Source organism: Streptomyces sp. V2I9, assembly GCF_030817475.1.
Classification (GTDB): Bacteria; Actinomycetota; Actinomycetes; order Streptomycetales; family Streptomycetaceae; genus Streptomyces.
In genome coordinates this window covers 2452501-2476205 of sequence record NZ_JAUSZJ010000002.1, presented here as the reverse complement: position 1 = coordinate 2476205, position 23705 = coordinate 2452501, and the positions used below count along the sequence as shown (strand labels likewise).

18 protein-coding genes and 1 pseudogene (1 of these 19 running past the window's edge) are annotated in these 23705 nt (G+C 73.6%); 14 read left to right on the top strand and 5 right to left on the bottom strand.

The window, feature by feature from the left end; all coding sequences use genetic code 11:
* The first annotated feature begins 69 nt into the window (after positions 1-69).
* Positions 70-1161: an NDP-sugar synthase gene (locus QFZ71_RS10780; protein WP_307668032.1), complete on the top strand. Its 1092-nt coding sequence runs from the start codon at positions 70-72 to the stop codon at positions 1159-1161.
* 155 nt (positions 1162-1316) lie between these two features.
* Positions 1317-2327 (top strand): DNA-3-methyladenine glycosylase, encoded by a 1011-nt coding sequence (locus QFZ71_RS10775; RefSeq protein ID WP_307668031.1) that lies wholly within the window; start codon positions 1317-1319, stop codon positions 2325-2327.
* Between the two features lie 37 nt (positions 2328-2364).
* Here the strand turns inward: QFZ71_RS10775 and QFZ71_RS10770 are convergent, their stop codons facing one another.
* The 3 genes from QFZ71_RS10770 to QFZ71_RS10760 are packed head-to-tail and all read right to left on the bottom strand — an operon-like array spanning position 2365 to position 5204.
* On the bottom strand, positions 2365-3738 hold the full coding sequence (locus QFZ71_RS10770) for a coenzyme F420-0:L-glutamate ligase (protein ID WP_307668030.1): 1374 nt from the start codon (positions 3736-3738) through the stop codon (positions 2365-2367).
* Complete coding sequence (cofD, locus tag QFZ71_RS10765; RefSeq protein WP_307668029.1) at positions 3735-4691, bottom strand: 2-phospho-L-lactate transferase; 957 nt, start codon at positions 4689-4691, stop codon at positions 3735-3737. The genes QFZ71_RS10770 and cofD overlap by 4 nt, the downstream gene beginning before the upstream one ends.
* Positions 4692-4703: 12 nt before the next feature.
* Positions 4704-5204 (bottom strand): cysteine dioxygenase family protein, encoded by a 501-nt coding sequence (locus QFZ71_RS10760; RefSeq protein WP_307668028.1) that lies wholly within the window; start codon positions 5202-5204, stop codon positions 4704-4706.
* Between the two features lie 716 nt (positions 5205-5920).
* On the opposite strand from QFZ71_RS10760, the gene QFZ71_RS10755 reads away from it, so the two are divergent.
* The 3 genes and pseudogenes from QFZ71_RS10755 to QFZ71_RS10745 all read left to right on the top strand — a co-directional run bounded on the left by QFZ71_RS10755 (position 5921) and on the right by QFZ71_RS10745 (position 11878).
* Positions 5921-6184 carry a WhiB family transcriptional regulator gene (locus QFZ71_RS10755; RefSeq protein ID WP_003968728.1) on the top strand — a complete coding sequence of 88 codons (264 nt, stop codon included), beginning with the start codon at positions 5921-5923 and terminating at the stop codon, positions 6182-6184.
* 306 nt (positions 6185-6490) lie between these two features.
* Positions 6491-10343: pseudogene (locus tag QFZ71_RS10750) on the top strand (glycosyltransferase family 2 protein).
* A complete protein-coding gene (locus QFZ71_RS10745) occupies positions 10340-11878 on the top strand; it encodes a DUF5719 family protein (protein WP_307668027.1) in 1539 nt (512 codons plus the stop codon). Before QFZ71_RS10750 ends, QFZ71_RS10745 begins: the two are co-directional and overlap by 4 nt.
* 167 nt (positions 11879-12045) lie before the next feature.
* On the opposite strand, the gene QFZ71_RS10740 is transcribed toward QFZ71_RS10745, so the two are convergent.
* Positions 12046-12474, bottom strand: coding sequence for a metallopeptidase family protein (locus QFZ71_RS10740; protein WP_307668026.1), 429 nt, complete (start codon positions 12472-12474; stop codon positions 12046-12048).
* A gap of 449 nt (positions 12475-12923) precedes the next feature.
* On the opposite strand from QFZ71_RS10740, the gene QFZ71_RS10735 reads away from it, so the two are divergent.
* The 8 genes from QFZ71_RS10735 to QFZ71_RS10700 all read left to right on the top strand — a co-directional run bounded on the left by QFZ71_RS10735 (position 12924) and on the right by QFZ71_RS10700 (position 22126).
* A complete protein-coding gene (locus QFZ71_RS10735; protein WP_307668025.1) occupies positions 12924-13301 on the top strand; it encodes a DUF3499 domain-containing protein in 378 nt (125 codons plus the stop codon).
* A gap of 232 nt (positions 13302-13533) precedes the next feature.
* Positions 13534-14904 (top strand): phosphomannomutase/phosphoglucomutase, encoded by a 1371-nt coding sequence (locus QFZ71_RS10730; RefSeq protein WP_307668024.1) that lies wholly within the window; start codon positions 13534-13536, stop codon positions 14902-14904.
* A 567-nt stretch (positions 14905-15471) separates the two neighbouring features.
* Positions 15472-15654 (top strand): Trm112 family protein, encoded by a 183-nt coding sequence (locus tag QFZ71_RS10725; RefSeq protein ID WP_307668023.1) that lies wholly within the window; start codon positions 15472-15474, stop codon positions 15652-15654.
* 249 nt (positions 15655-15903) lie between these two features.
* A complete protein-coding gene (locus QFZ71_RS10720) occupies positions 15904-17040 on the top strand; it encodes an SIS domain-containing protein (protein ID WP_307668022.1) in 1137 nt (378 codons plus the stop codon).
* 205 nt (positions 17041-17245) lie between these two features.
* Positions 17246-18421 (top strand): mannose-6-phosphate isomerase, class I, encoded by a 1176-nt coding sequence (gene manA / locus QFZ71_RS10715; protein ID WP_307668021.1) that lies wholly within the window; start codon positions 17246-17248, stop codon positions 18419-18421.
* 86 nt (positions 18422-18507) lie between these two features.
* Positions 18508-19539 (top strand): cation diffusion facilitator family transporter, encoded by a 1032-nt coding sequence (locus QFZ71_RS10710; RefSeq protein WP_307668020.1) that lies wholly within the window; start codon positions 18508-18510, stop codon positions 19537-19539.
* A 276-nt stretch (positions 19540-19815) separates the two neighbouring features.
* On the top strand, positions 19816-21273 hold the full coding sequence (ahcY, locus tag QFZ71_RS10705) for an adenosylhomocysteinase (RefSeq protein WP_307668019.1): 1458 nt from the start codon (positions 19816-19818) through the stop codon (positions 21271-21273).
* A 220-nt stretch (positions 21274-21493) separates the two neighbouring features.
* Positions 21494-22126, top strand: coding sequence for a hypothetical protein (locus QFZ71_RS10700; protein WP_307668018.1), 633 nt, complete (start codon positions 21494-21496; stop codon positions 22124-22126).
* 88 nt (positions 22127-22214) lie between these two features.
* Here QFZ71_RS10700 and QFZ71_RS10695 read toward each other — a convergent pair whose 3' ends face one another.
* Positions 22215-23219, bottom strand: a complete 1005-nt coding sequence (locus tag QFZ71_RS10695; RefSeq protein ID WP_307668017.1) for an RDD family protein — start codon at positions 23217-23219, stop codon at positions 22215-22217.
* Between the two features lie 119 nt (positions 23220-23338).
* Between QFZ71_RS10695 and QFZ71_RS10690 the strand changes: the two genes are divergently transcribed.
* A protein-coding gene (locus QFZ71_RS10690; RefSeq protein WP_307668016.1) for a stage II sporulation protein M crosses the window boundary here: on the top strand, positions 23339-23705 show its start. The gene runs 641 nt beyond the window's last position; 367 of the gene's 1008 nt are visible here — the first part of the coding sequence; the start codon lies at positions 23339-23341; the stop codon falls past the right edge of the window.

Genomic DNA, 23705 nt, shown 5'->3' with positions numbered 1-23705 from the left:
CCGACCGGTCTGCTTACACTGGCCAGCCACAAACCGGCCCAGGCCCCAGCAGGAAGCAGAGACGGTGCTGTGACAGAGGCAAAAGAAGCGATTCTCCTGGTCGGTGGCAAGGGCACCCGGCTGCGCCCGCTCACGGTGCACACGCCGAAACCGATGGTGCCGGCGGCGGGCGTCCCCTTCCTCACCCACCAGCTGGCGCGCGCCAGGGCGGCCGGGGTGGAGCACATCGTGCTCGCCACCTCCTACCTGGCGGAGGTCTTCGAGCCGTACTTCGGCGACGGCTCCTCGCTCGGCCTGCACATCGAGTACGTCACCGAGCAGGAGCCGCTCGGCACCGGCGGAGCCATCCGCAACGTGGCGCCGAAGCTGTCCTCGGGCCCGGACGAACCGGTCCTGATCTTCAACGGCGACATCCTGACCGGGCTCGACATCCGGGCCCTGGTCACCTCGCACACCGTCTCCGGGGCGGATGTCTCCCTCCATCTGACGCGGGTCGAGGACCCGCGCGCCTTCGGGCTCGTCCCGACCGACGGGACCGGCCGGGTCACCGCCTTCCTGGAGAAGCCGCAGACCCCGGAGGAGATCGTCACCGACCAGATCAACGCCGGGGCGTACATCTTCCGGCGCTCGGTCATCGACTCCATCCCGGCCAGCCGCCCGGTCTCCGTCGAACGGGAGACCTTCCCCGGCCTGCTCGCCACCGGCGCCCACCTCCAGGGCATGGTCGACTCCACGTACTGGCTCGACCTCGGCACCCCGGCCGCCTTCGTCCGCGGCTCCGCCGACCTCGTCCTCGGCCGTGCCCCGTCCCCGGCGGTCCCCGGCCGCTGCGGCGACCGCCTGGTCCTGCCCTCCGCCACCGTGGCCCCGGACGCCAAGCTCACCGGCGGCACGGTGGTCGGCGCCGACGCGGTGGTCGGCGCGGGCGCGCGCATAGAGGGCTCCACGATCCTGGCCGGCGCGGTCGTCGAGGCCGGCGCGGTCATCACGGACTCCCTGGTGGGCGCGGGCGCCAGGATCGGCGGCCGCACGGTGCTGACGGGAGCGGTGATCGGCGACGGGGCACGGGTGGGCGCGGACAACGAACTGCGCGAGGGCGTCCGGATCTGGTGCGACGCGGTCCTGCCGGACGGCTCGGTCCGCTTCTCCTCGGACCAGTAGGACGCGGACGCGCGCCGGTCCGGGCCGGCACCCGCCGGCCCCGGCCGGGAGCCCGGACGAGCGGCGCGGGACTCCCCGCGCCCCGACGCGTGACCTCGCCGCCCCCGTACCCTCAAGGGGACCGCCCCCCGCACCAGGAACACCGAGGCCCCTCCGTGGCAGGACGATTCGCCCCCCGCACCGCGCGAGCGGCGCTCCCGCCGCGGTCGGCCGTGCCGATGCGCCGGACCGTGGCGTCCGCCCCGCTTTCCGCCCCGCCCGTGACCCGCGAGTGGACCCCGCCGGGCCCGCTGGACCTCCGCCTGGTGCTGGGGCCGCTGCGCCGGGGCCCGGCGGACCCCACGTTCCGCAGGGTCGCGGACGGGACGTTCTGGCGGGCCTCCCGTACGCCCGAGGGGCCCGGCACCCTGCGCGTCACGGCGTGCGGCGGCCGGATCGCGGCGACGGCCTGGGGACCCGGCGCGAACTGGCTGCTGGACGGCCTCCCGGCACTGCTGGGGGCGGAGGACGACCCGGACGCGTTCGCGCCCCGGCACCGGCTGCTCGCCCTGACCCGGCACCGCCGTCCCGGCCTGCGGCTGCTGCGGACGGGGCTGGTGCTGGAATCGCTGATCCCGTCGGTCCTGGAGCAGAAGGTCACCACGGACGAGGCGTACCGCGCCTGGCGCCACCTGGTCCGCCGCTTCGGCACCCCCGCTCCCGGCCCCACCGCGGAGCTGGGCCTGCACGTGATGCCGGACCCGCGCGGCTGGGCGCTGATCCCGTCCTGGGAATGGCACAGGGCGAACGTGGACGCCAAGCGGTCCTCGACGATCCTGCGCGCGGTACGCGTGGCCCGCCGGCTGGAGGAGGCGGCGGCGATGGACCTCCCCGAGGCCAAGGCCCGCCTGGAGCTGATCCCCGGCATCGGCCCGTGGACCTCGGCCGAGACCCTTCAGCGCTCGAACGGCGCGGCGGACGCGGTCACGGTCGGCGACCTGCATCTTCCGGGCATCGTGGGCCACGCCCTGGCCGACGACCGCGACGCGGACGACGCGCGGATGCTCGCCCTGTTGGCCCCCTACGCGGGCCAGCGCCACCGGGCGACCCGCCTGATCCTGCTCTCGGGCCGCACCCCGGAACGCCGGGCCCCGAGGATGGCGCCGGGCAACATCGTGAACCTGTAGGGGCGGGTGCCGTCCCGGCCCCGCCCCGCCGGGCCCCTCACCGCACGGTGATGAACTCCTCCGGTTCCCGCCGCCCCCGCTCCCGAGGCGTCCCCGCCGCGTGTCCCACGGCGACCGCGCCCAGCGGGTCCCACGACGACGGCAGCGACAGCACCTCCCGCACCACCGGTCGGCAGAACATGGTCGAGGACACCCACGCCGACCCGAGCCGCTCACCCGCCAGCGCCACCAGGAAGTTCTGCACGCCCGCCCCCGCGGCGACCACGAACATCTCGCGCTCCGCCGTGTCGCGGCGCTCGTCCCCGTACGTGTGCGAACCGTCCATCACCAGGCACGGCACCACCAGGTACGGCGCGTTGCGCAGCACATCGCCCCGCCGGACCCGTCTGGCGATCGACTCCTCGCTCTTGCCGTCGCGCCGCAGGTCCTCGATCCAGGCGTCCCGCATCGCGTCGAGCAGCCGGGTCCGCGACGCGGCGGACTCCAGCAGCACGAACCGCCACGGCGTCGTGTGGTGCGGCGCCGGAGCCGTCACGGCCGCGGCCACCGCCCGCCGCACCGCCCCCGCGTCCACCGGTTCGTCGGTGAACTCGCGCACCGTGCGCCGCAGGGTCACCGCCTCCCGTACGGCCTCCGACGTCCCGAGCCGGAACATGTCGTCGGCCGCGCCGCGCACCAGCGCCCGCGCGCCGGGCTCGTCGTCCCCGGCCGCCACCACGTGCGGCAGCCCCCGGACCACCGCGACCGGCAGCCCCTCCGCCTTGCCCTTGACCAGGTCCCCGGCGGCGGCCAGCTCGTCCGCCGTGGCCACGACCGTGGCGCTGAGCGGATTGCCGTGCGCGTCCGTGCCGCCGCGCAGGTCGTCCAGGACGCGTACCCCCGCCGCACCGATCGCGACATCGGTCAGCCCGGTGCGCCAGGGCCGTCCGGAGGTGTCCGTGACGACGACGCCGACGTCCACCCCGAGGGCGTCCCGCAGCCCGTCCCGCACGGTCCGGGCGGAGGCGTCGGGGTCCTCGGGCAGCAGCAGCACGGTCCCGGCCGGGGTGTTCGAGGCGTCGACCCCGGCGGCGGCCATGACGAGCCCCTGCCGGTTCTCCACGATCCGCAGGGTTCCGCGCCGGGCCACGACCCGTACGGTCTCGGCGTCGATCGCGGCCTCCCGGTCGGCGGCCTCGACGATCCGGCCCTCCGCCTTGGAGACGATCTTCGAGGTGACGAGCAGGACGTCACCGTCGGCGAGTCCGGGGTCGGCCGCGGCGATCAGTTCGGCGAGGTCGTCACCGGCCCGCACCTCGGGCATCCCGCGCAGGGCCCACACCCGGAAGGAGGGCGCGGGCCCCCCTCCGGGGCCGGAGCCCTCTTCCGTACCGTCCGCGCTCCCCCCGGCGGCCGCGGGGAGGGTGCTCATGCCCGGACCTCCTCGGCCAGGGCCAGCGCCTGCCGGGCCATCTCGGCGGTCGCGTCCACGTCCGTCATCATCAGCGGCACCGCCCGGCAGCGGATGCCCGCCGCCTCCACCGTGTCCACCGCACCGGCGTCCACCGTGTCGACGAGCCACCCGTCGAGCAGTCCCGAACCGTAGTGCCGGGCCACGGCCGAGGCCGTCGACTCGACGCCCACCGCGGCGAGCACCTTGTCCGCCATCCCGCGCACGGGCGCGTCCCTCACGATGGGGGAGAGGCCGACCACCGGAACGCCGGCCTCCGCGATGGCCTCCCGGATTCCGGGGACGGCGAGGATCGTGCCGACCGACACCACCGGGTTCGACGGCGGGAAGAGGATGACGTCGGCCGAGCCGATCGCCTCCAGCACCCCCGGAGCCGGCTCGGCCTGCTCGGCCCCGACCGGCACGATCGCCCGCGCCTCGACGGAGGCGCGCAGCTTCACCCAGTACTCCTGGAAATGGATCGCCTTGCTCTCGCCGTCCATCTCGACGGCGACATGGGTCTCGACCCGGTCGTCGGACATCGGCAGCAGCCGCACACCCGGCTGCCAGCGGGCGCAGAGTGCCTCGGTGACCGCGCTCAGCGGATAGCCGGCGCCCAGCATCTGCGTACGGACGATGTGGGTCGCGAAGTCACGGTCGCCGAGCCCGAACCACCCGGGGCCCACGCCGTAGGCCGTGAGCTCCTCCTTGACCCGGAAGGTCTCGTCGCTCCGCCCCCATCCCTGCTCCTCGTCGATCCCACCGCCGAGGGTGTACATCACGGTGTCGAGGTCGGGGCAGACCTTCAGCCCGAACAGATGGATGTCATCACCCGTGTTGCCGATCACCGTGATGTCCGCGTCGGGCGCGGCCTGCTTGAGGCCGCGCAGAAAGCGGGCACCGCCGATACCACCGGCCAGAACAACAATGCGCATGCACGCAGTTTGTCAGGCGGGTACGGCGGCCACGGTGGTCGGGGCACTCTGCGTGGCGTGCATCGGCATCTCGGTCAGCCCCGGGTAGTAGATGTGCAGACTGACGGCCGGTTCGAGCGAGTCGTTGACCACTTCGTGGACGTAGCCCGGCGCGAAGGCGCGCTGCGCGCCCGCCGTCAACGACCGGGCCCCGCGCTCGGTGCGCTCGGTCAACTCGCCTTCCAGGACGGTCAGTACGCCGGCGGAGAGTCCGTGGTCGTGGAGTCCGCTGCCCTGACCGGGCACCCAGCTGAGCAGCCACACCTCGTAACCGGGGCCCTGATGCAGGCGGTGGTACCAGCGGGAGACGGAGTCGTACCGGACGATGTCCGCCCATCGTGCCCGGTCCGCCGCGATGGTGCGTGCCAGACCGACGAACTCGGAGACGGTGGAGGGGTGCTCGCGGGCGGGACGGAGGAGGTGCTGGACCTCAAGGATGTCGCCGGCGATCTGAAGGTCGCTGTCGCTGTTCATGGCTGCGGGGGTTCCTCGGCATGGGGGGAGCGCGTGCGGGGAGTCGCGGTGGGTGTCCAGCAGCTCGGAGAGGGCTGCGGAGTGCGGGAGAGCGGGGGAGGAGCGAGGCCGGGAGGCCGGGCTCGACCGGAGAGGCTCGTCCGGCGGGCTGTGTTCGGAGCTGGAGCGCTACGGCATCAACAGCTGCGACAGCTGGAACAGCAACAGCGGGCCTGGACAGCGCTGCGGAACCCACGGACGTGGGAGACGTGCAGAGCTGAGGTCGCTGGCATGGGATCAAGGAGACCCGTTCGGTCGTCCGCTGTCAACCCGATGTCCGGTTTGGGGGCGATGTTTCACCCCTTCCGGGCGTCCGGTTCGCAGAAAGGTTTATGCGCCCAGGACCGGGACATGTGGCGCATGATTCGCACGTCCAAACGTGGCCGACGGGCCGTGACCTGACTGTGATCTTGATCGCTCCGGTGATCGAATCGCAACACGGGGGCGCTCCCGCTCGTCTTCCCGGTGGAAGTGCGTGATCGCAGGGCCCGTGGCATATGTCAGGTTTTTGCTGATTTGAACACTTTCCGCATACGCTTGGTTCCGCAGAGTGAATCACCGGGCCAATAGCAGATCCTCGCTTGACTGGCTCGGAGCTACACACTTGTAATTTCACTCGTGTCGTTCAGCCGCAAACGGTTGCAACACGGGACGCAAGAGACAGACGAGGGGCGCACATGACCGAGCTGTTCCAGCAACTGCTGGTCGAGGACGCGGACGAGGAACTCGGCTGGCAGGAGCGCGCACTGTGCGCCCAGACCGACCCCGAGTCCTTCTTTCCCGAAAAGGGCGGATCGACCCGCGAGGCCAAGAAGGTCTGCCTCGCCTGCGAGGTGCGCTCGGAATGCCTGGAGTACGCCCTGTCCAACGACGAACGCTTCGGCATCTGGGGCGGGCTCTCCGAGCGGGAGCGACGGCGGCTCAAGAAGGCCGCGATCTGACGACCGTCGCCCGGTGACCGCTCGCGGTCCGCGCCCCCTGCCGCGCTTCCGGCAGCGGCAGCCCCCGTCGCCTCGGTACCCCGGCTTCCCCGACGGCCCGTCCACCGCCCTCCCCGAGGGCGCGGTGGGCGGGCCGTCGGCGCGTCCCGCCCGGCCCCTTCACCCGCTCGGAACCCCGCCACCTGTCCGTACCGTTAGTGTGGGGCCCCGTCCGAGACACGCCAACGCCCCGCCGGGGCGGGCGTGTACACCGATGCAGCCCCCGGGGATCACGCCCCCGGACCCGGCCGGAGGGCCCGTACCCCGATGTCCGTGCACAGCCACTCGGCGGCGCCGAACGCGGCCGCCGCCGCCCCAGAGTTCCCCCGGCACGTCGTCACCGCCGTGCTCGTCTCCCACGACGGCGCCCGCTGGCTGCCCGACGTGCTGGCCGGGCTGCTCGGGCAGGAACGCCCCGTACAGAACGTCATCGCCGCCGACACCGGCAGCGCGGACGACTCGGCCCGGCTGGTCACGGAGGCGCTCGGCGACGAACGCGTCCTGCACCTCGCCCGCCGTACGAGCTTCGGCACGGCCGTCGACGAGGCGGCCCGCACGGCCGGCGCCCCGACCCCGGACGACCTGCCCTACCTCAAGCGCCCCAGCGGCTGGGACCCGGTCGCCCGGACCTGGGTCGACGAGAACTACGACCTTCCCGAACTGCCCCACGGCGAACCGGTCCAGTGGCTCTGGCTGCTGCACGACGACTGCGCCCCCGAGCCGGACGCGCTCGCCGCGATGCTGCGCGTGGCCGACACCGACCGGCACGCCGCGATCATCGGACCCAAACTGCGCGGCTGGTACGACCGCAAGCAGCTCCTCGAGGTCGGCGTCTCCATCGCCAACAGCGGACGCCGCTGGACCGGCCTGGACCGCCGCGAGCAGGACCAGGGCCAGCACGACCAGGTCCGTACCGTCCTGTCCGTCTCCTCCGCCGGGATGCTCATCCGCCGCGACGTCTACGAGGAGCTCGGCGGCTTCGACCGCAGGCTCCCCCTGATGCGCGACGACGTCGATCTGTGCTGGCGCGCCCACCTCGCCGGCCACCGGGTCCTCGTCGCCCCGGACGCCGTCCTGCGGCACGCCGAGGCATCCGCCCGTGAACGGCGCCCCATCGACTGCGCCGGCCGCTCGGTCGCCGGCCCGCACCGCGTCGACAAGGCGGGCGCGGTCTTCACGATGCTCGTCAACGCCCGCGCCAAGGCCCTGCCCTGGGTCCTGCTCCGGCTCGTCGTCGGCACCCTGCTGCGTACCCTCGCCTACCTCGTCGGCAAGGTGCCCGGCCAGGCCCTCGACGAGGTCACCGGCCTGCTCGGCACCCTGCTGAGGCCCGGCCGCATCCTCGCCGCCCGCCGCGACCGCGGCAGGAGCGTCGTCGACGCCGCCGAACTGCGCGCCCTCTTCCCGCCGCCCGGCGCGACCATCCGCGCCACCGTCGAGCAGGTGGCGGGCAATTTCGGCGGCGGCAGCGACGCCGACTCGGGCGGTTCACGCCACGGGGCCGTCGAGTCGGGGCCCGGCGGCGACGACGCCGACTTCCTCGAAGTCGACCAGTTCGCCCGCCTCAAGCGCATCGGCCGCAAGCCCGGCCCCGTCCTCTTCGCGCTGCTCCTCGTCGTCTCGCTCATCGCCTGCCGCAATCTGCTGAGCGGCGGAGCCCTGGCCGGCGGCGCGCTGCTGCCCGTCCCCGCCGAGGCCGGCGCGCTGTGGGACCGGTACGCGGACGCCTGGCACACCGTCGGCACCGGCGGCACCCAGACCGCCCCGCCCTACCTCGCCCTGCTCGCCGCCCTGGCGGCCCTCTTCCTCGGCTCGACCGGGTTCGCCGTCGGCGTGCTGCTCATCTGCTCGATCCCGCTGGCCGGGGCCACCGCCTACTTCGCCTCCCGGCCGCTGCTGCCCTCCCGCCTGCTGCGGGCCTGGGCGAGCGTCGCGTACGCCTTCCTGCCCGCCGCGACCGGGGCCCTGGCCACCGGACGGCTGGGCACCGCCGTCCTGCTCGTCCTGCTCCCCCTGATGGCCCGCGCGGGCGTCGCCGCCCACGGGCTGCGCGCCGACAGCGCGGCGGGGGAGCGCGGCAGCTGGCGTGCCACCTGGGCGTACACGCTGCTGCTGACCGTCACCATGGCGTTCACCCCGATCGTCTGGCCGCTCGCCGTGGTCCTCGGCCTCGGCGTGCTGGTACTGCGGCGCGACGACATCACGGCGTACGGGCTCCGCTTCGTCGCCGCCGTCGGCACCCCGCTCCTGGTCCTCGCCCCGTGGTCGCTGACCCTTCTCACGAACCCGTCGGCGCTGCTGGCCGAAGCGGGACCGGACCTCGGTGCGGGAGACGCCTCCGGTCTCGATCTGCTCGGCATCAGCCCCGGCGGTCCCGGCGCGGCGGGCGGCATCCTGCTCCTGGGCATCGTGCTCGCGGCGCTCGCCGCCCTGCTCCGGGAGGACCGGCGGTTCGCCGTCCGCACCGCCTGGGCCGTCGCGATCGCCGGCTTCCTCTTCGCCGCCCTCGCCAACGGCTCGACCTGGGCCGGCCCGGCCACGCTCGTCCACGGCGCCGCCCTGATCGCCGCCGCCCTGGTCGGCGCGGACGGGGCCCGTATCCGGGTCGCCGAGCAGAGCTTCGGCTGGCGCCAGCCCGTGGCAGCGCTGATCGCGCTGGCCGCGGGCCTGGCCCCGGTGCTCGCCGCGTGCGGCTGGATGATCGGCGGCGCCGACGGCCCGCTGGAACGACGCGACCCCGTCCAGGTGCCCGCCTTCGTCGCCGAGGAGAGCACCACCCGCGACCAGCCCCGCACTCTCGTCCTGGGCGGCACCTCGCCGGACACCGTCGCGTACAGCCTGGTCCGCGGCTCGGGCGCGCGCCTCGGCGACGGCGAGCTGACCGAGGCGGGCGGCAGCAACAGCCATCTCGACAAGGTCGTCGCCAACCTGGTCGCCGGTTCCGGCGCCGACCAGGGGGACCAGCTCAGCGGCTTCGCCATCCGTTACGTCCTCGTGCGGGACGGAGCGCCGCGCAGGATGAGCCGGGTCCTCGACGCCACTCCCGGCCTCAGCCGCCTCAGCCAGCTCGACGGCAGCGCCCTGTGGCGGGTGGACCGGCAGGTCGCCCGCGTCATGATCACCCCGCCCTCCGGCGAGGGCGAGCACCTCCCGGTCGGCTCGGCGGCCGTCGAGGCCCACGCCGACATCCCGTCCGGCGAGGCGGGCCGCGTCCTGCGGATCGCGGACGCCGCCGACGCCGGCTGGACGGCCACCCTGGACGGCAAGCCGCTGACCCGCAAGACCGTCGACGGCTGGGCCCAGGGCTTCGAGCTGCCCGCGAACGGCGGCCGCCTGGACCTCACCTACGACGCCCCGGTCACCCACACCGCGTGGATCTGGGCCCAGGCCGGGCTCCTCGTGGTCCTCGTGGTCATGGCCCTGCCGGGCCGCCGCCGGGAGATCGACGACGACCTGCCGGACGAGGCTCCCGCCGTCGCCGCCGAGCCGGTGGACGGCGAGGGCCGCCGCGCCCGCAGGCTGCGCGCGGCCGCCCTGGCCGAGGCGGCGGCCGAGGAGACCGGGGACGGGGAACCGGCGCACACCCCGGACGCGGGGGAGTACATCCCGGCGCAGCAGTCCGCCGACCCGTACGCCCCGAACCCGCCGGCGCACGAACCGGACCCGCAGGCCCCGCGTGACCCGCAGGAAGCCACCGGCGACCACGCGGCGGTCCCGCAGCAGCAGTACGACGCGTACGCGCAGTGGGACGGGCAGCAGCAGCCGGGCGCCGACCCCTACGCGGCGTACCCGCAGCAGGACCCGTACGCCCAGCAGAACGGCGGCTACCAGGGCGGCTACGGTGCCCAGGACCCGTACCAGCAGCAGTACGCCGACCGGAGCGGCATGTACCACGACCGGGGCGCCGGGTACGACGGCCAGGGCGCCGGGTACGACGACCGGTCCGCCTACGACGAGTACGGCCGGTACACCGGCGGGGCAGTACCAGCAGCCCCCGCAGCAGCCCCCGTACGCCGACCCCGCCCGGCACCCCGCCGAGAACGGCGACCAGACCGACCCTCCGGCCGCGGGACAGACCCCGTGGCAGACCGGTAACGCATCGCGAGGCGAGTCCGAGTGAAGTCCACCCACCTGTCCCTGATCGCGGGCGCGGCCGTCCTGGCCGCCGTCACCGGGTTCGCCACGGTCACCGCGCCCGGCGCTCCGGCGGAGACCGGGGCGAAGTCCGCCGCGCTGCTCCCCGTCGAGCGCTCCAGCCTGGTCTGCCCGGCACCCAGCGGCTCCGATCTCGCGGAGACGCGGTACACGGCGTTCACCCCGGCCGGCGAGGGCGGCGAGGCCGAGGGTGCCGCCGAGCTGAAGCCCGCGCTGCCCGTCGTGGACGACGAGGACGAGACCGACCCCAAGAAGGCCAAGAAGGCCGAGGAGGCGGCGAAGAAGGCGAAGGAGAAGGCCGAGAAGCCGGTCCTCGCCGTCAAGGAGCCCGGAAAGCCGGTCACCGCCGAGGCGGACGGCGCGAGCGCCCCGGCCCTCGCCGGCACGGCCACCGGCAAGCTGGCCCCCGGCTGGACGGCGCAGCAGACCACGGAGGTCGGAGCCGGAGGCGCCCGCGGTCTCCTCGGGGTCACCTGCACCGCCCCCGACACCGACTTCTGGTTCCCGGGCGCGAGCACCGCGACGTCACGCCAGGACTACATCCACCTCACCAACCCCGACGACTCCGCCGCCGTCGCCGACATCGAGCTGTACGGCCCCGAGGGCGCGCTCACGTCCGAGGTCGGGGACGGCATCACCGTGCCGGCCCGCTCCAGCGTCGCCGTCCTGCTGTCCACGCTCACCTCCGAGGCGGTCGATCTGCTGACCGCGCACGTCACCACCCGCTCGGGGCGGATCGGAGCGGTCGTCATGAGCGCCGAGGACGGTGCGGGCAGCGACTGGATCACCGCGTCCGAGGACCCCTCCGGCTCGCTCGTGCTGCCCGGCATCCCGGCGGACGCCACCTCCGTCCAGCTGGTGGCGTACGCGCCCGGCGAGGACGACGCCGATGTGAGGGTCCGGCTCGTGGGCAAGAACGCGACGTTCTCCCCGGCCGGGAACGCCACCCTGCACATCAAGTCCTCGATGACGGCGGCCGTCGACCTCAAGGACGTCACCCGCGGCGAACCGGGCTCCCTCCTCCTGACCCCCGTCCGGAAGGAGCGGGCGACGCCGATCGTGGCCGCGCTGCGCGTGGTCCGGGGCAAGGGCGAGAAGCAGGAGGTCGCCTACATCCCGGCCACCGGCCCGGTCGGTGCGCGGGCGAGCGTCCCGGACAACGGGGCGAAGGACGCGACGCTGTCCCTGACCGCGCCGGGCGCCACGGCCAAGGTGAAGGTCACCGCGTCGGCGGGCAGCGAGGGCGGCGAACCGGTGGTGGAGACGTACACGGTCAAGGCCGGTACGACCCTCGCCGTCACCCCGAAGGCCCCGGACGGTCTCAAGGGCGCCTACGCGCTGACCGTCGAGACGACCTCGGGCGGCCCGGTCCACGCGTCGCGCATGCTGGCGCGCACGGTGGGCGGCGTGCAGATGTTCACCGTGCAGACGCTCCCCGACGACCGGGGCACGGTCGAGGTCCCGGTGGCCCGCCAGGACCTGTCGGTCCTGGACGACTGAGGCGGAAGCGGGCGGTCCCCGGCCAGGGCCTTCGGGCGCGAGGGGCCGGGGGCTGTGCCGGACGGGTCCGGTTCGGTGCCGTCCCGCTTGGTCCCGTCCGGCTCGGTCCGAAGGGCCTTCGGGCTCGGCGGGCCGGCTGCGGCTGTGTCCGGAACGGGGCCGGAAGGTCAGTCCTGCCCGTACCGGGGGTCGACCGACTCGGGCGCCAGCCCCAGCAGCTCGGCGACCTGCTCGACCACGACCTCGTGCACCAGCAGGGCGCGCTCCTCGCGGCTCTTGGTGCGGAGTTCGACGGGCCGCCGATAGACGACGATCTGCGCGGGCCGACCCTTGCCCGCCGACACCGCACTGCCGAGCGGAACGACATCCTCCGCGGCGTCGGGCACATCGAGGACGACGAAGTCGACCTCGGCCAGCTGGGGCCAGCGCCGCTCCAGCCGCTCCACCGAATCCTGGACCAGATCACGGAAGATCTCGCCCCGGCTGGCCGAGAGTGGCACCTGCGGCGGTGCGAGCGGCCCGCGCATACCGCGACCATGACGGTCACGACGCCGGGGCCGCGGCTCGAACGCGGGGGGAGGTACGGGGCTGTCCATCACCGACGCAGCGTAACGCTCCGGAGACCGGGAGGATCGGGAAGTCGACGCGGTCCACCTGGCGCGGACGACCCGGCCCAGCCCGGTACGGCGCGGCCCTGCCCGGTACGGCATGGCGCGGCCCGGTACGGCCGAGGGTGATCGGCGGGGGCCGGGGTGCTCCGCAGTGGTGGCGGATGCTCCGTTTCCGGATGTCCGCAGTTGAACATTTCGGCCAAGGTTGCGCCCTTTTCAGGCCCCTCATCCGATCGTCGCCTCCCCGTTCGACGTGGCCGTCGGCCCCCGCCCGCGCCCGGCGCGATCGTGGTGCGGTGGCCGGGAGAAGCGCCCGCGCAGGTCAGGGCAGCACCCGGAGAGGCCGACGTGCCGCAGGTCACAGGGCGACACGGTGGAGTGAGCCGAGGGGGAGTCGTCGCAGCCCGCTCACGAGTGCGGTACCGTCCAACATCGTGAGCCCTGTACGTCGCTGTTCGCGCACCGCGTGCGGCCGCCCCGCCGTCGCGACACTGACGTACGTCTATGCCGATTCGACCGCGGTCCTCGGCCCGCTCGCCACCTATGCCGAGCCCCACTGCTACGACCTGTGCGCCGAACACAGCGAGCGCCTCACCGCGCCGCGCGGCTGGGAAGTGGTGCGGCTTTCCGACGGCTCCGCACCCGCGCACCCGAGCGGCGACGACCTCGAAGCACTGGCCAACGCGGTGCGCGAGGCGGCACGCCCGCACGAGCGGCGCCCGGACGGCGGCGGCCGGGGGCCGCGCGCGGCGGACCCGGTGGAAGTCGCCCGCAGGGGCCACCTCAGGGTGCTGCGTTCCCCGGACTCCTGAGCCCGTTCCCCGGTCACACCCTCCGTGAACGCGCCATCCGGCCCCCTCTCCTCGGCCACGCATCCTCGACAGGTCCGGGTTGCCTGCGGCCATCTCGCCGCAGACGAAGAGCCCGCCTCCTGACCGCGTCTCCGCAGCCGCCTCCTCACCGCGTCTCCGGAGGCCGTCCCCGGCGGCGCGACCCGGCCGGGTAGTTTGGGCGGTCCGCAGAGACCCCCCAGGAGGACCGGCCGTGGTTGCTGATCTGTCGCAGCTCGTGAAGGCGTACGACGTGCGCGGTGTGGTGCCCGACCAGTGGGACGAGTCGCTGGCCGAGCTGTTCGGAGCCGCGTTCGTCCAGGTCACCGCCGCCGACGCGATCGTCATCGGCCACGACATGCGGCCCACCTCGCCGGCGCTCGCCGGTGCGTTCGCCCGCGGCGCGGCGGCGCGGGGCGCCGACGTCACGCTGATCGGCCTCTGCTCGACGGACCAGCTGTACTACGCCTCGGGGGCCCTCGGCCTCCCCGGCGCGATGTTCACGGCCTCGCACAACCCGGCCCAGTACAACGGCATCAAGATGTGCCGGGCCGGGGCCGCCCCGGTCGGCCAGGACACCGGCCTCGCCGAGATCCGCACCCTGGTCGAGCAGTGGTCGGAAGGCACCCCGCAGCCCCCGGCCGCCGCCACTCCCGGCACGATCACCGAGCGGGACACCCTCACCGACTACGCGGCCCACCTCCTCGGCCTCGTCGATCTCAGCGCCGTGCGGCCCCTCAAGGTGGTGGTCGACGCGGGCAACGGCATGGGCGGCCACACGGTCCCCACGGTCTTCGGGGACCTCCCGCTCGACCTCGTCCCGATGTACTTCGAGCTGGACGGCACCTTCCCCCACCACGAGGCCAACCCCCTCGACCCCAAGAACATCGTCGACCTCCAGGCCCGCGTCCTCGCCGAGGGCGCCGACCTGGGCCTCGCCTTCGACGGCGACGCGGACCGCTGCTTCGTGGTCGACGAGCGGGGCGCGGGCGTCTCCCCGTCCGCGATCACGGCCCTGGTCGCCGCCCGCGAGCTGGCCCGCAACGGAGGCGAGGGCGTCGTCATCCACAACCTCATCACCTCCTCGTCCGTCCCCGAGGTGGTCCGCGAGAACGGCGGCACCCCGGTCCGCACGCGGGTCGGCCACTCCTTCATCAAGACGGAGATGGCGAAGCACGGCGCGATCTTCGGCGGCGAGCACTCCGCGCACTACTACTTCCGCGACTTCTGGAACGCCGACACGGGCATGCTCGCCGCCCTCCACGTACTGGCCGCACTCGGCGGCCAGCAGAAGCCGCTCTCCGAGCTGGTCGCGGAGTACGACCGGTACGCCGGTTCCGGCGAGATCAACTCCACCGTCACCGATCAGACCGCCAGCCTGGCCACGGTCAGGGCGGTCTACGGGGCCCGTGAGGGCGTCACCTTCGATGACCTGGACGGCCTCACGGTCACGGCCGCCGACTGGTGGTTCAACCTCCGCGCCTCGAACACCGAGCCGCTGCTGCGGCTGAATGTGGAGGCGAAGGACGAGCGGACGATGGCGGCGGTACGCGACGAGGTCCTGACCCTGATCCGCACCAGCTGAAGCGAACAGGGGGCGACACGCTCCGGGGCCACTCCACCAGTGCCTCGCCCCCTGCCCGCGTCCCCGCCCCACCAGCGCCACGCCCCCGCCCCGCACGGTTCCGGGCATTCCCCGCCCCCCTCCTGCGCCTTCCGCAGTCGGGCCCCGCCCCGTGGGCGAGGTCCGAGGTGGGCTCCGGTTCCGAAGCGGGGCCCCGGTTACGGGAGCGGCAGGAAGGGAAGCCCGTCCCGCACCGGCTGCCCACCCGTGCGGTGCGCCCGGCGCCCTCGGTGGACGTGTGCCCCACGGGGCCTTGCCCGCCACGCGCTGTGCGCGCCGCCTTCTGCGTACACCCGGCCCACCACCGAGCCCCGACCACCGAGCCCACGCGCCGTGGGCTGTGCCCGGCGCCCTCCGCGCACGCCCGGCCCACCCCCGAACCGGCCCGCCGCGCGCCCCTCCCCTCGCTTCGCCCCCGGTTCCCTGTTTCGACCCCCCGGCCAGGCCGCGCCCCCTCCACCCCGGCGGTAGGCTGACGACGCCTGATCCACGCGGATCGGAACCCGCATGCTCGAAGGGACTCACCCCATGGCGCTCGAAGCCGGCCTCCTGGAGATCCTGGCCTGCCCGGCCTGCCACTCCCCGCTCGATGACCGTTCGGCGGCCGACAGCCCCGAACTGGTCTGCACGGGCAAGGACTGCGGCCTCGCCTACCCGGTCCGGGACGGCATCCCCGTTCTCCTCGTCGACGAGGCCCGCCGCCCCGCCTGACCGCACGCGACGAGCGGCACGTACGGGAGGCCGGGCGCCGCGCCCGGCGAAGTCGGACGGCCGCCCGCGGCGGGCGGTCTCACCGCGGGCGGCCCACCACCGACCGCGACACACGGTGCGGCCGACCGGGTCCCACGGTGCGGCGTCGCACCGCCCGTCCCCGTCCGTGCCACGGTTTCGTGACCGTCCGGTCCAACGCCGGCCCCGCCCGCATCCCGCACCCCACCCGGTGATCGGAGGCCCACCGCCATGCTCGACGAGTCCCTGCTCGACGCCCCGGACGCCCTGGCCCGAGCCGACCGCCGCGATCTGCTGCGCGGCGCGGCCGAAGCCGGCGCGCGGGTCCGTACCGCCGCCCGGCACGCGGCCGAGGCCGGTATCGGTGGCCTGAACCCGGAGGGCCGGCCCCGGTCCGTGCTGGTCGCGGGCCCCGGCACCGCAGCCATCGGCGTCGCGGACCTGATCGGCGCGCTGGCCGGCGCGGCCGCGCCCGTCGTCCGCATCCGGCCCACCGGCGTCGCCCCCGCCCCCGGCGCCCTCCGCTGGACCCTGCCCGGCTGGGCCGGATCGGTGGACCTCCTCCTCATCGTGACCGCCGACGGTTCCGAGCCGGGCCTCGCCCTCCTCGCCGAGCAGGCGTACCGCAGGGGTTGCACCGTCGTCGCCGTCGCCCCCACCCGCTCACCGCTGCGCGAAACGGTGGACGGGGTGCACGGCCTGGTGGTCCCGATGGCGGCCGCCCCGCACGGCGAGTACGACGCGGAGACCTCCGCCGCAGGCCCCGGCACCCTGTGGGCGCTGCTCACCCCGCTGCTGGCGCTCCTGGACCGGGTCGGCCTGGTGACCGCGGCCCCCGAGGACCTCCAGAAAGTGGCGGACCGCCTGGACCGCACCGCCGAACGCTGCGGCCCCGCCATCGCCACGTACAGCAACCCGGCCAAGACCCTCGCCGCAGAGCTCGCCGACACCCTGCCGCTGCTGTGGACCGAGGGCGACGCCGCGGGGCCGGTCGGCCGTCGCTTCGCCGCCGTCCTGTCCGAGCTCGCCGGCCGGCCCGCCCTGGCCGCCGAGCTGCCCGAAGCGCTGCCCTCGCACGGCACGCTGCTGACCGGCGACTTCGCGGCCGGTGCGGATCCGGACGACTTCTTCCGCGACCGGGTCGAGGAGGGAGAGACTCTGCGCGCCCGCGTCGTCCTGCTCCGGGACCGCCCGGCCGGGGGCCTCAGCGCCTGCCCGGCCGCCCGCGAACTCGCGCTCGGCCACGACACTCCCGTCAGCGAGCTGGAGCCGGAGGAGGGCAGCGCACTGGAAGCCCTGGCCGAGCTGCTCGCGGTGACCGACTTCGCCGCGGTGTACCTCTCCCTGGCCTCGACCCCCGACTCCTGACCGGGGACCCCCGACTCCTGACCGGGCCCAACCCCTGAAGCCCGGCCCGGCCGCGCCCTCCGGCACCTGCACCCGGCCCGGCCGCACCCTCCGACTGCTGACCGGGTCCACACCCCCCGGTCACTCCCGCGACGCCAGGACCTCACGTAGCACTGGTATCCCTGGAGTCTCACCCAACTGCCCCGCCCCACCCGAGGACGACTCCATGGACCGGCTGTCCAACACCGTGCGCCCCTACGCCTGGGGGTCCACCACGGCCATCCCCGCCCTGCTCGGCATCGCCCCCACCGGCGAACCGCAGGCCGAGATGTGGATGGGAGCCCACCCCGGAGCCCCCTCGCGCATCACCCGCACCACCCCCGCCGGTACGACGGAACTGCCGCTCACCGAGGTCATCGATGCCGACCCGGAGGGGGAGCTGGGCGTGGCCACCGTCGCCCGGTTCGGCCCCCGCCTGCCCTTCCTCCTGAAGCTGCTCGCCGCCGGAGCCCCCCTTTCCGTGCAGGTCCACCCGAACCTGGAACAGGCCCGCGACGGCTACGCGGACGAGGAGGCCCGAGGCGTTCCGGCCGACGCCCCGCACCGCACGTACAAGGACGCGAACCACAAGCCCGAACTGATCTGCGCGCTCACCCCCTTCGCCGGACTGTGCGGCTTCCGCCCGCCCGCCGAGGCGGCGGACGCGATGGAGGCGCTGGGGGTCGACTCCCTCAAGCCGTACGTGGACCTCCTCCGCGCCCACCCCGAGGAGGCGGCGCTCCGCGAGGTGCTCACGGCGATCCTCGGCACGGAACCGGCGGAGATGGCCGGGACCGTGGCGGAAGCGGCGGCCGCGGCCGAACGCCTCGGCGGCGCCCACGCCCCGTACGCCCGCATCGCCCACCACTTCCCCGGAGACCCCGGCGTACTGGCCGCCATGCTGCTCAACTACGTACAGCTCCAGCCCGGCGAGGCCCTGTTCCTGGACGCGGGCGTCCCGCACGCCTACCTCGACGGCCTCGGCGTCGAGGTCATGGCCAACTCGGACAACGTGCTGCGCTGCGGCCTGACCCCCAAGCACATCGACGTCCCCGAACTCCTGCGCGTCGTCCGCTTCGAGGCCACCGAGCCCGGTGTGCTGCGCCCGGAGGCGGCGCCGTCCGGCGAGGAGTTGTACGAGACCCCCGCCGACGAGTTCGCCCTCTCCCGCTACACCCTCGCCCCCGGCGCGGACCCCACCGAACTGACCGCCCCCACACCGCAGATCGCCCTCTGCACGGCGGGATCGATCACCGTCGGCGAACTCGCCCTGGCACCGGGGGAGTCCGTCTACGTCCCGGCGGGAGAGCCGGTCGAGGCGACGGGAGCGGGCACCCTCTTCCGGGCCACTGTGGCGGCCTGACCGACAGACCGCCCCACGGCTGCAACAATGTCCCGCCTCACCACGGCGGCACGTGCCGCGCACCGACGAAGGGACACCACGCACTCATGAGCGCGTCAGGCGGAACCAAGGCGATCGTGGCGGCACTCGCCGCCAACCTCTCGATCGCCGTGGCCAAATTCGTAGCGTTCCTCTTCAGTGGCTCCTCGTCGATGCTCGCGGAGAGCGTCCACTCGCTCGCCGACTCGGGCAACCAGGGACTGCTGCTGCTCGGCGGCAAGAGGGCGAAGCGCGAAGCCACTCCTGAACACCCCTTCGGCTACGGGCGCGAGCGCTACATCTACGCGTTCCTCGTCTCCATCGTCCTCTTCTCGGTCGGTGGCATGTTCGCGGTCTACGAGGGCTACGAGAAGATCAAGCACCCGCACGAGATCGAGGCCTGGTACTGGCCGGTCGGAGTGCTGGTCTTCGCGATCATCGCCGAGATCTTCTCCTTCCGGACGGCGATCAAGGAGTCCAACCTGACGCGCGGCGACCGCTCCTGGACCGAGTTCGTCCGCCGCTCCAAGGCGCCCGAACTCCCGGTCGTCCTCCTGGAGGACCTCGGCGCCCTGGTCGGCCTGATCCTGGCGCTCGGGGGTGTCGGCCTCGCCCTTGCCACCGGCAACGGCGTCTGGGACGGCATCGGCACCCTCTGCATCGGCATCCTGCTGATCCTCATCGCCATCGTCCTGGCCGTCGAGACGAAGTCCCTCCTGCTCGGCGAGTCCGCCGGCCTCGAGGACGTCGAGAAGATCAAGGCAGCCATGGTGGACGGCGACACCGTCACCCGCATCATCCACATGCGCACCCTCCACCTCGGCCCCGAGGAACTGCTGGTCGCCGCCAAGATCGCGGTCCGGCACGACGAGACCGCCGCCGAGGTCGCGGACGCCATCAACGCCGCGGAGAACCGCATCCGGGCCGCGGTCCCGATCGCTCGTGTCATCTACCTGGAGCCGGACATCTACAACGCCGAGGCCGCGGCCAACGGCAGCAATCCGGGCACCGCCGCGGCCCCCGGCACGGCCACCGGTGTGAGCACCGACAAGGCCACCGGCACGGACGACGGGGCGGCCGCGAAGGATTCCGGCCACTGACCCTCCGCACATCAGCCCCGATCGGCCCGGTGACCCCTCACACACGCCCCTCTCCCCGGACGGGCTGGGGCTCACTGGGCCGTTCGGTGTAGATTCGGATACGGATAACAGACGTCGCTGCTGATGGCGGTCGACCGGTCGGCAGGAGCGTACCGGGCGAGGGACAGAGGGCCTCCGACGGACTGCCCTGCGAACGCTCGGGCATTCGTGTGCCCCGCCGCGCCGCAGAGTCAGCCCAGACAGCCCACCTCGACCCATCACGAGGAGCAGCCCGTTATGACGACGGCCACCGACCGCCAGGACTTCAAGGTCGCCGACCTCTCCCTCGCCCCGTTCGGGCGCAAGGAGATCACGCTCGCCGAGCACGAGATGCCCGGCCTGATGTCGATCCGTGAGGAGTTCGCCGCCGCCCAGCCGCTGGCCGGCGCCCGGATCACCGGTTCGCTGCACATGACCGTGCAGACCGCCGTGCTCATCGAGACCCTGGTCGCCCTGGGCGCCGAGGTCCGCTGGGCCTCCTGCAACATCTTCTCCACCCAGGACCACGCCGCCGCCGCCATCGCGGTCGGCCCGAACGGCACCCCGGAAGCCCCCGCGGGCGTCCCGGTCTTCGCCTGGAAGGGCGAGACGCTCGAAGAGTACTGGTGGTGCACGGAGCAGGCGCTGACCTGGCCGAACACCCCCACCGGCGGCCCGAACATGATCCTCGACGACGGTGGCGACGCCACCCTCCTCGTCCACAAGGGCGTCGAGTTCGAGAAGGCCGGTGCCGCCCCGGACCCGTCGACCGCGGACAGCGAGGAGTACGCCCACATCCTCACGCTGCTGAACCGCACCCTCACCGAGTCCCCGCAGAAGTGGACCCAGCTCGCGTCCGAGATCCGCGGTGTGACCGAGGAGACGACGACCGGCGTCCACCGCCTGTACGAGATGCACCGTGACGGCTCCCTCCTGTTCCCCGCGATCAACGTGAACGACGCGGTGACCAAGTCGAAGTTCGACAACAAGTACGGCTGCCGCCACTCCCTCATCGACGGCATCAACCGCGCCACCGACGTCCTCATCGGTGGCAAGACCGCCGTCGTCTTCGGCTACGGCGACGTCGGCAAGGGCTGCGCCGAGTCCCTGCGCGGCCAGGGCGCCCGCGTGATCATCACGGAGATCGACCCGATCTGCGCGCTGCAGGCGGCGATGGACGGCTACCAGGTGACCACGCTCGACGAGGTCGTCGAGACGGCGGACATCTTCGTCACCACGACGGGCAACAAGGACATCATCATGGCCAAGGACATGGCCCGGATGAAGCACCAGGCGATCGTCGGCAACATCGGCCACTTCGACAACGAGATCGACATGGCCGGCCTCGCGAAGATCGACGGCATCGTCAAGGACGAGGTCAAGCCCCAGGTCCACACCTGGACGTTCCCCGACGGCAAGGTCCTCATCGTCCTGTCCGAAGGCCGCCTCCTGAACCTGGGCAACGCGACCGGCCACCCGTCCTTCGTGATGTCCAACAGCTTCGCGGACCAGACCCTCGCGCAGATCGAGCTCTTCACGAAGCCCGAGGATTACCCGACCGACGTCTATGTGCTGCCCAAGCACCTCGACGAGAAGGTCGCCCGACTCCACCTCGACGCGCTGGGCGTCAAGCTCACGACGCTCCGTCCCGAGCAGGCGGCGTACATCGGTGTCCAGGTGGAGGGCCCGTACAAGCCCGACCACTACCGCTACTGATCCCGCCACGATCACGACCGCTCCGGCCCCGGCCACCCTTCCGGCCCGCCGGACCGTGAGCCGCTGACCCGCCGGGCGTCCGACAGGGGCAAGCCCCTCCCGGACGCCGGGCGGCGTCGCAGTCCACGACAGCAGTTCCGAGCGCAGGCCCCCGCACCCCCGTGCCGGGGGCCTGCTCCCGTTACCGCCCCCGCACAGCCCGAGGAACCCGAAGGACCCCATGCCCCGCGGCAGGTATTCGCTCCACGACGTCCACGACCACACCCCCCTCGGTGAAGAACACTTCCACTGCGCTCCCGGTCCTTCCGGCTGGCGCTACGTCTCCCAGACCACAGCTCCCTCCGGAGACCACCTCGGCTCCGTCGACCTCGCCCTGGACGACCTCGGCCGCCCCATCCGCCTCGAACTCCACGCCGCGAGCTGGCAGGTGCGGGGAGCGGCCCTGGAAGGGGTCACCTGGGTGCGCACCGACCCCACCGGCGGTCACGCCACCGAGGGCAACGTCCGCGCCCACGCCTTCGCCGGCACGTCTCCCGCGTTCCTCGTCGCCACCACCCGGCTCCTTCGCCTCACCCCCGATTCCCCCACGACCCGTGTCCGTGTGGTCACCTTCACGGAACCGGTCCTCGCCCCCAGGACCGTCGACCAGTCCTGGGCGCTGGTGAACAGTGAAGCGCACGCCACTGACAACGGCCCCCTGATCGTGGACGAGTACCAGGTCAGCGCCCTGGACACGGGGGAGCAGCACACCGTCCACATCGCCGGGGACGTGGTCCTCGCGGCACCCGGCATCGAACTCGAACACCTGGAGACGCCCCCGTCGCCGCGAGCTCCCGACCCCACCGCCGACTGACACGGAGCGGGCGACCACCTCCAGCCGAGACGGAGACGGAGAGGGCTACGGACGCGCGTCCCCCGCCGCCGTGACCTGCCGTCAGGCTCTAACAGGGCGGCGCGAACCCGCCCGAGGACGCCCCAGCACCCCCACGCCGCTCCTCACGCACATCACCCGTGCTGGCGGCCCCGCCGACGACACCCGCCTCAAGGGCACTGTCGGCACCGGCACCGGCACCAGCCCCGAGCACGGCAGCCACGGGCGCCCCTCCGAACGGCCCGCCCACGGCCCCCGGCCCACCGGGCACGGCGTGCCCGGCCGGAGAGGCGGAGGAGGACGGTACGGCTCCGCCGGTGCCGACCCCGCCGAACACGCGCCGGGCGTCACGGGCCTGGCGCTCGTGCAACACGGCGGCCAGGAACGCCGCTGCGGGAACGCCCTGCGGGGCGACGGTCCCGGTCCGCGCGACCAGGTCCCCGGCCAGCCGGTCCGCGAGCGAGCGACCCACACCGGGGTCCAGCTGCTGCATCCGCGTCAGGTACTGCCGTATCGACAGCCAGAGCTCGTCCGGCACGGCCGACAGGTCCAGCTGCGCGAACCGTCCGACCAGCCAGGGCGGGGGAGGCGGCACAGCGACGGAGCGGCCCGGTACGGCGACCCGCTCCCGGATGACCAGCGTCCCGGCGAACAGGTCACCGATCCGGCGTCCTCGCGCGGACACCAGGGAAGCGATGGAAGCCAGAGCGCCGAAGGTCATCAGGATCTCGACGAGCCCCATGCCCCCGCGTACGAGAGCGTGACGGAACCGGATCGGCCCGCCGTCGTCCCGTACCACCCGGAGCCCGCACACCAGCTTTCCCAGGGAACGGCCGTGGCTCAACGTCTCCACCGCGACCGGTCCGCCGATCAGGACGAGCAGGAACGAGGCCGCGACGATCGCCGCGACGGCCGCTTCGTCCAGAGAGGCGGAAGCGATGGCCAGCAGTACCGATACCAGGATGAACACGGCGAAGGTGGCCGCCAGATCGATCGCCGAGGCCAGCGCCCGGCTCGGCAACCGCGCCGGCCTCAACCCCAGGACGACCGCGTCCCCGGTCACCAACTCACTCATCGGGCCCCACCCTTCGCCGACCTTCTCGTCCCCAGCCGGGCCCAGTCTGCCAAGCTGACCGCGAGCGCGCCGCAGTAGGACGGCCCCGTACACACCCTTGCCTGGAGCAAAAGACGCCCATGGACCTCGACGTCTTCGTCACCGCCCACCGCACGGAGTGGGACCGCCTCGAACACCTCCTGCGCCGGGGCCGCCGCCTCACCGGCGCGGAAGCGGACGAACTCGTCGTCCTCTACCAGCGCACGGCGACCCACCTCTCGCTGATCCGGTCGAGCAGCCCCGACCCGCTCCTCGTCGGACGCCTCACCCAGCTCGTGGCCCGCGCCCGGTCGACGGTGACGGGCACCCGCAAAGCGTCCTGGAAGGACGCGGCCCGGTTCCTCACCGCCGGATTCCCCGCCGCCGTCCACCGCTCGCGCCATTGGTGGGTCCCCACCGCGGTGCTCTCGATCGCGCTGGCGGCGCTGCTCGGCTGGTGGATCGGCA

Bases quoted from the DNA above. Each gene is read 5' to 3' on its own strand.
- QFZ71_RS10770 (WP_307668030.1), bottom strand. From the start codon at position 3,738: ATGAGCACCCTCCCCGCGGCCGCCGGGGGGAGCGCGGACGGTACGGAA.
- cofD (WP_307668029.1), bottom strand. From the start codon at position 4,691: ATGCGCATTGTTGTTCTGGCCGGTGGTATCGGCGGTGCCCGCTTTCTG.
- QFZ71_RS10760 (WP_307668028.1), bottom strand. From the start codon at position 5,204: ATGAACAGCGACAGCGACCTTCAGATCGCCGGCGACATCCTTGAGGTC.
- QFZ71_RS10755 (WP_003968728.1), top strand. From the start codon at position 5,921: ATGACCGAGCTGTTCCAGCAACTGCTGGTCGAGGACGCGGACGAGGAA.
- QFZ71_RS10740 (WP_307668026.1), bottom strand. From the start codon at position 12,474: ATGGACAGCCCCGTACCTCCCCCCGCGTTCGAGCCGCGGCCCCGGCGT.
- QFZ71_RS10725 (WP_307668023.1), top strand. From the start codon at position 15,472: ATGGCGCTCGAAGCCGGCCTCCTGGAGATCCTGGCCTGCCCGGCCTGC.
- QFZ71_RS10720 (WP_307668022.1), top strand. From the start codon at position 15,904: ATGCTCGACGAGTCCCTGCTCGACGCCCCGGACGCCCTGGCCCGAGCC.
- manA (WP_307668021.1), top strand. From the start codon at position 17,246: ATGGACCGGCTGTCCAACACCGTGCGCCCCTACGCCTGGGGGTCCACC.
- QFZ71_RS10710 (WP_307668020.1), top strand. From the start codon at position 18,508: ATGAGCGCGTCAGGCGGAACCAAGGCGATCGTGGCGGCACTCGCCGCC.
- ahcY (WP_307668019.1), top strand. From the start codon at position 19,816: ATGACGACGGCCACCGACCGCCAGGACTTCAAGGTCGCCGACCTCTCC.
- QFZ71_RS10700 (WP_307668018.1), top strand. From the start codon at position 21,494: ATGCCCCGCGGCAGGTATTCGCTCCACGACGTCCACGACCACACCCCC.
- QFZ71_RS10695 (WP_307668017.1), bottom strand. From the start codon at position 23,219: ATGAGTGAGTTGGTGACCGGGGACGCGGTCGTCCTGGGGTTGAGGCCG.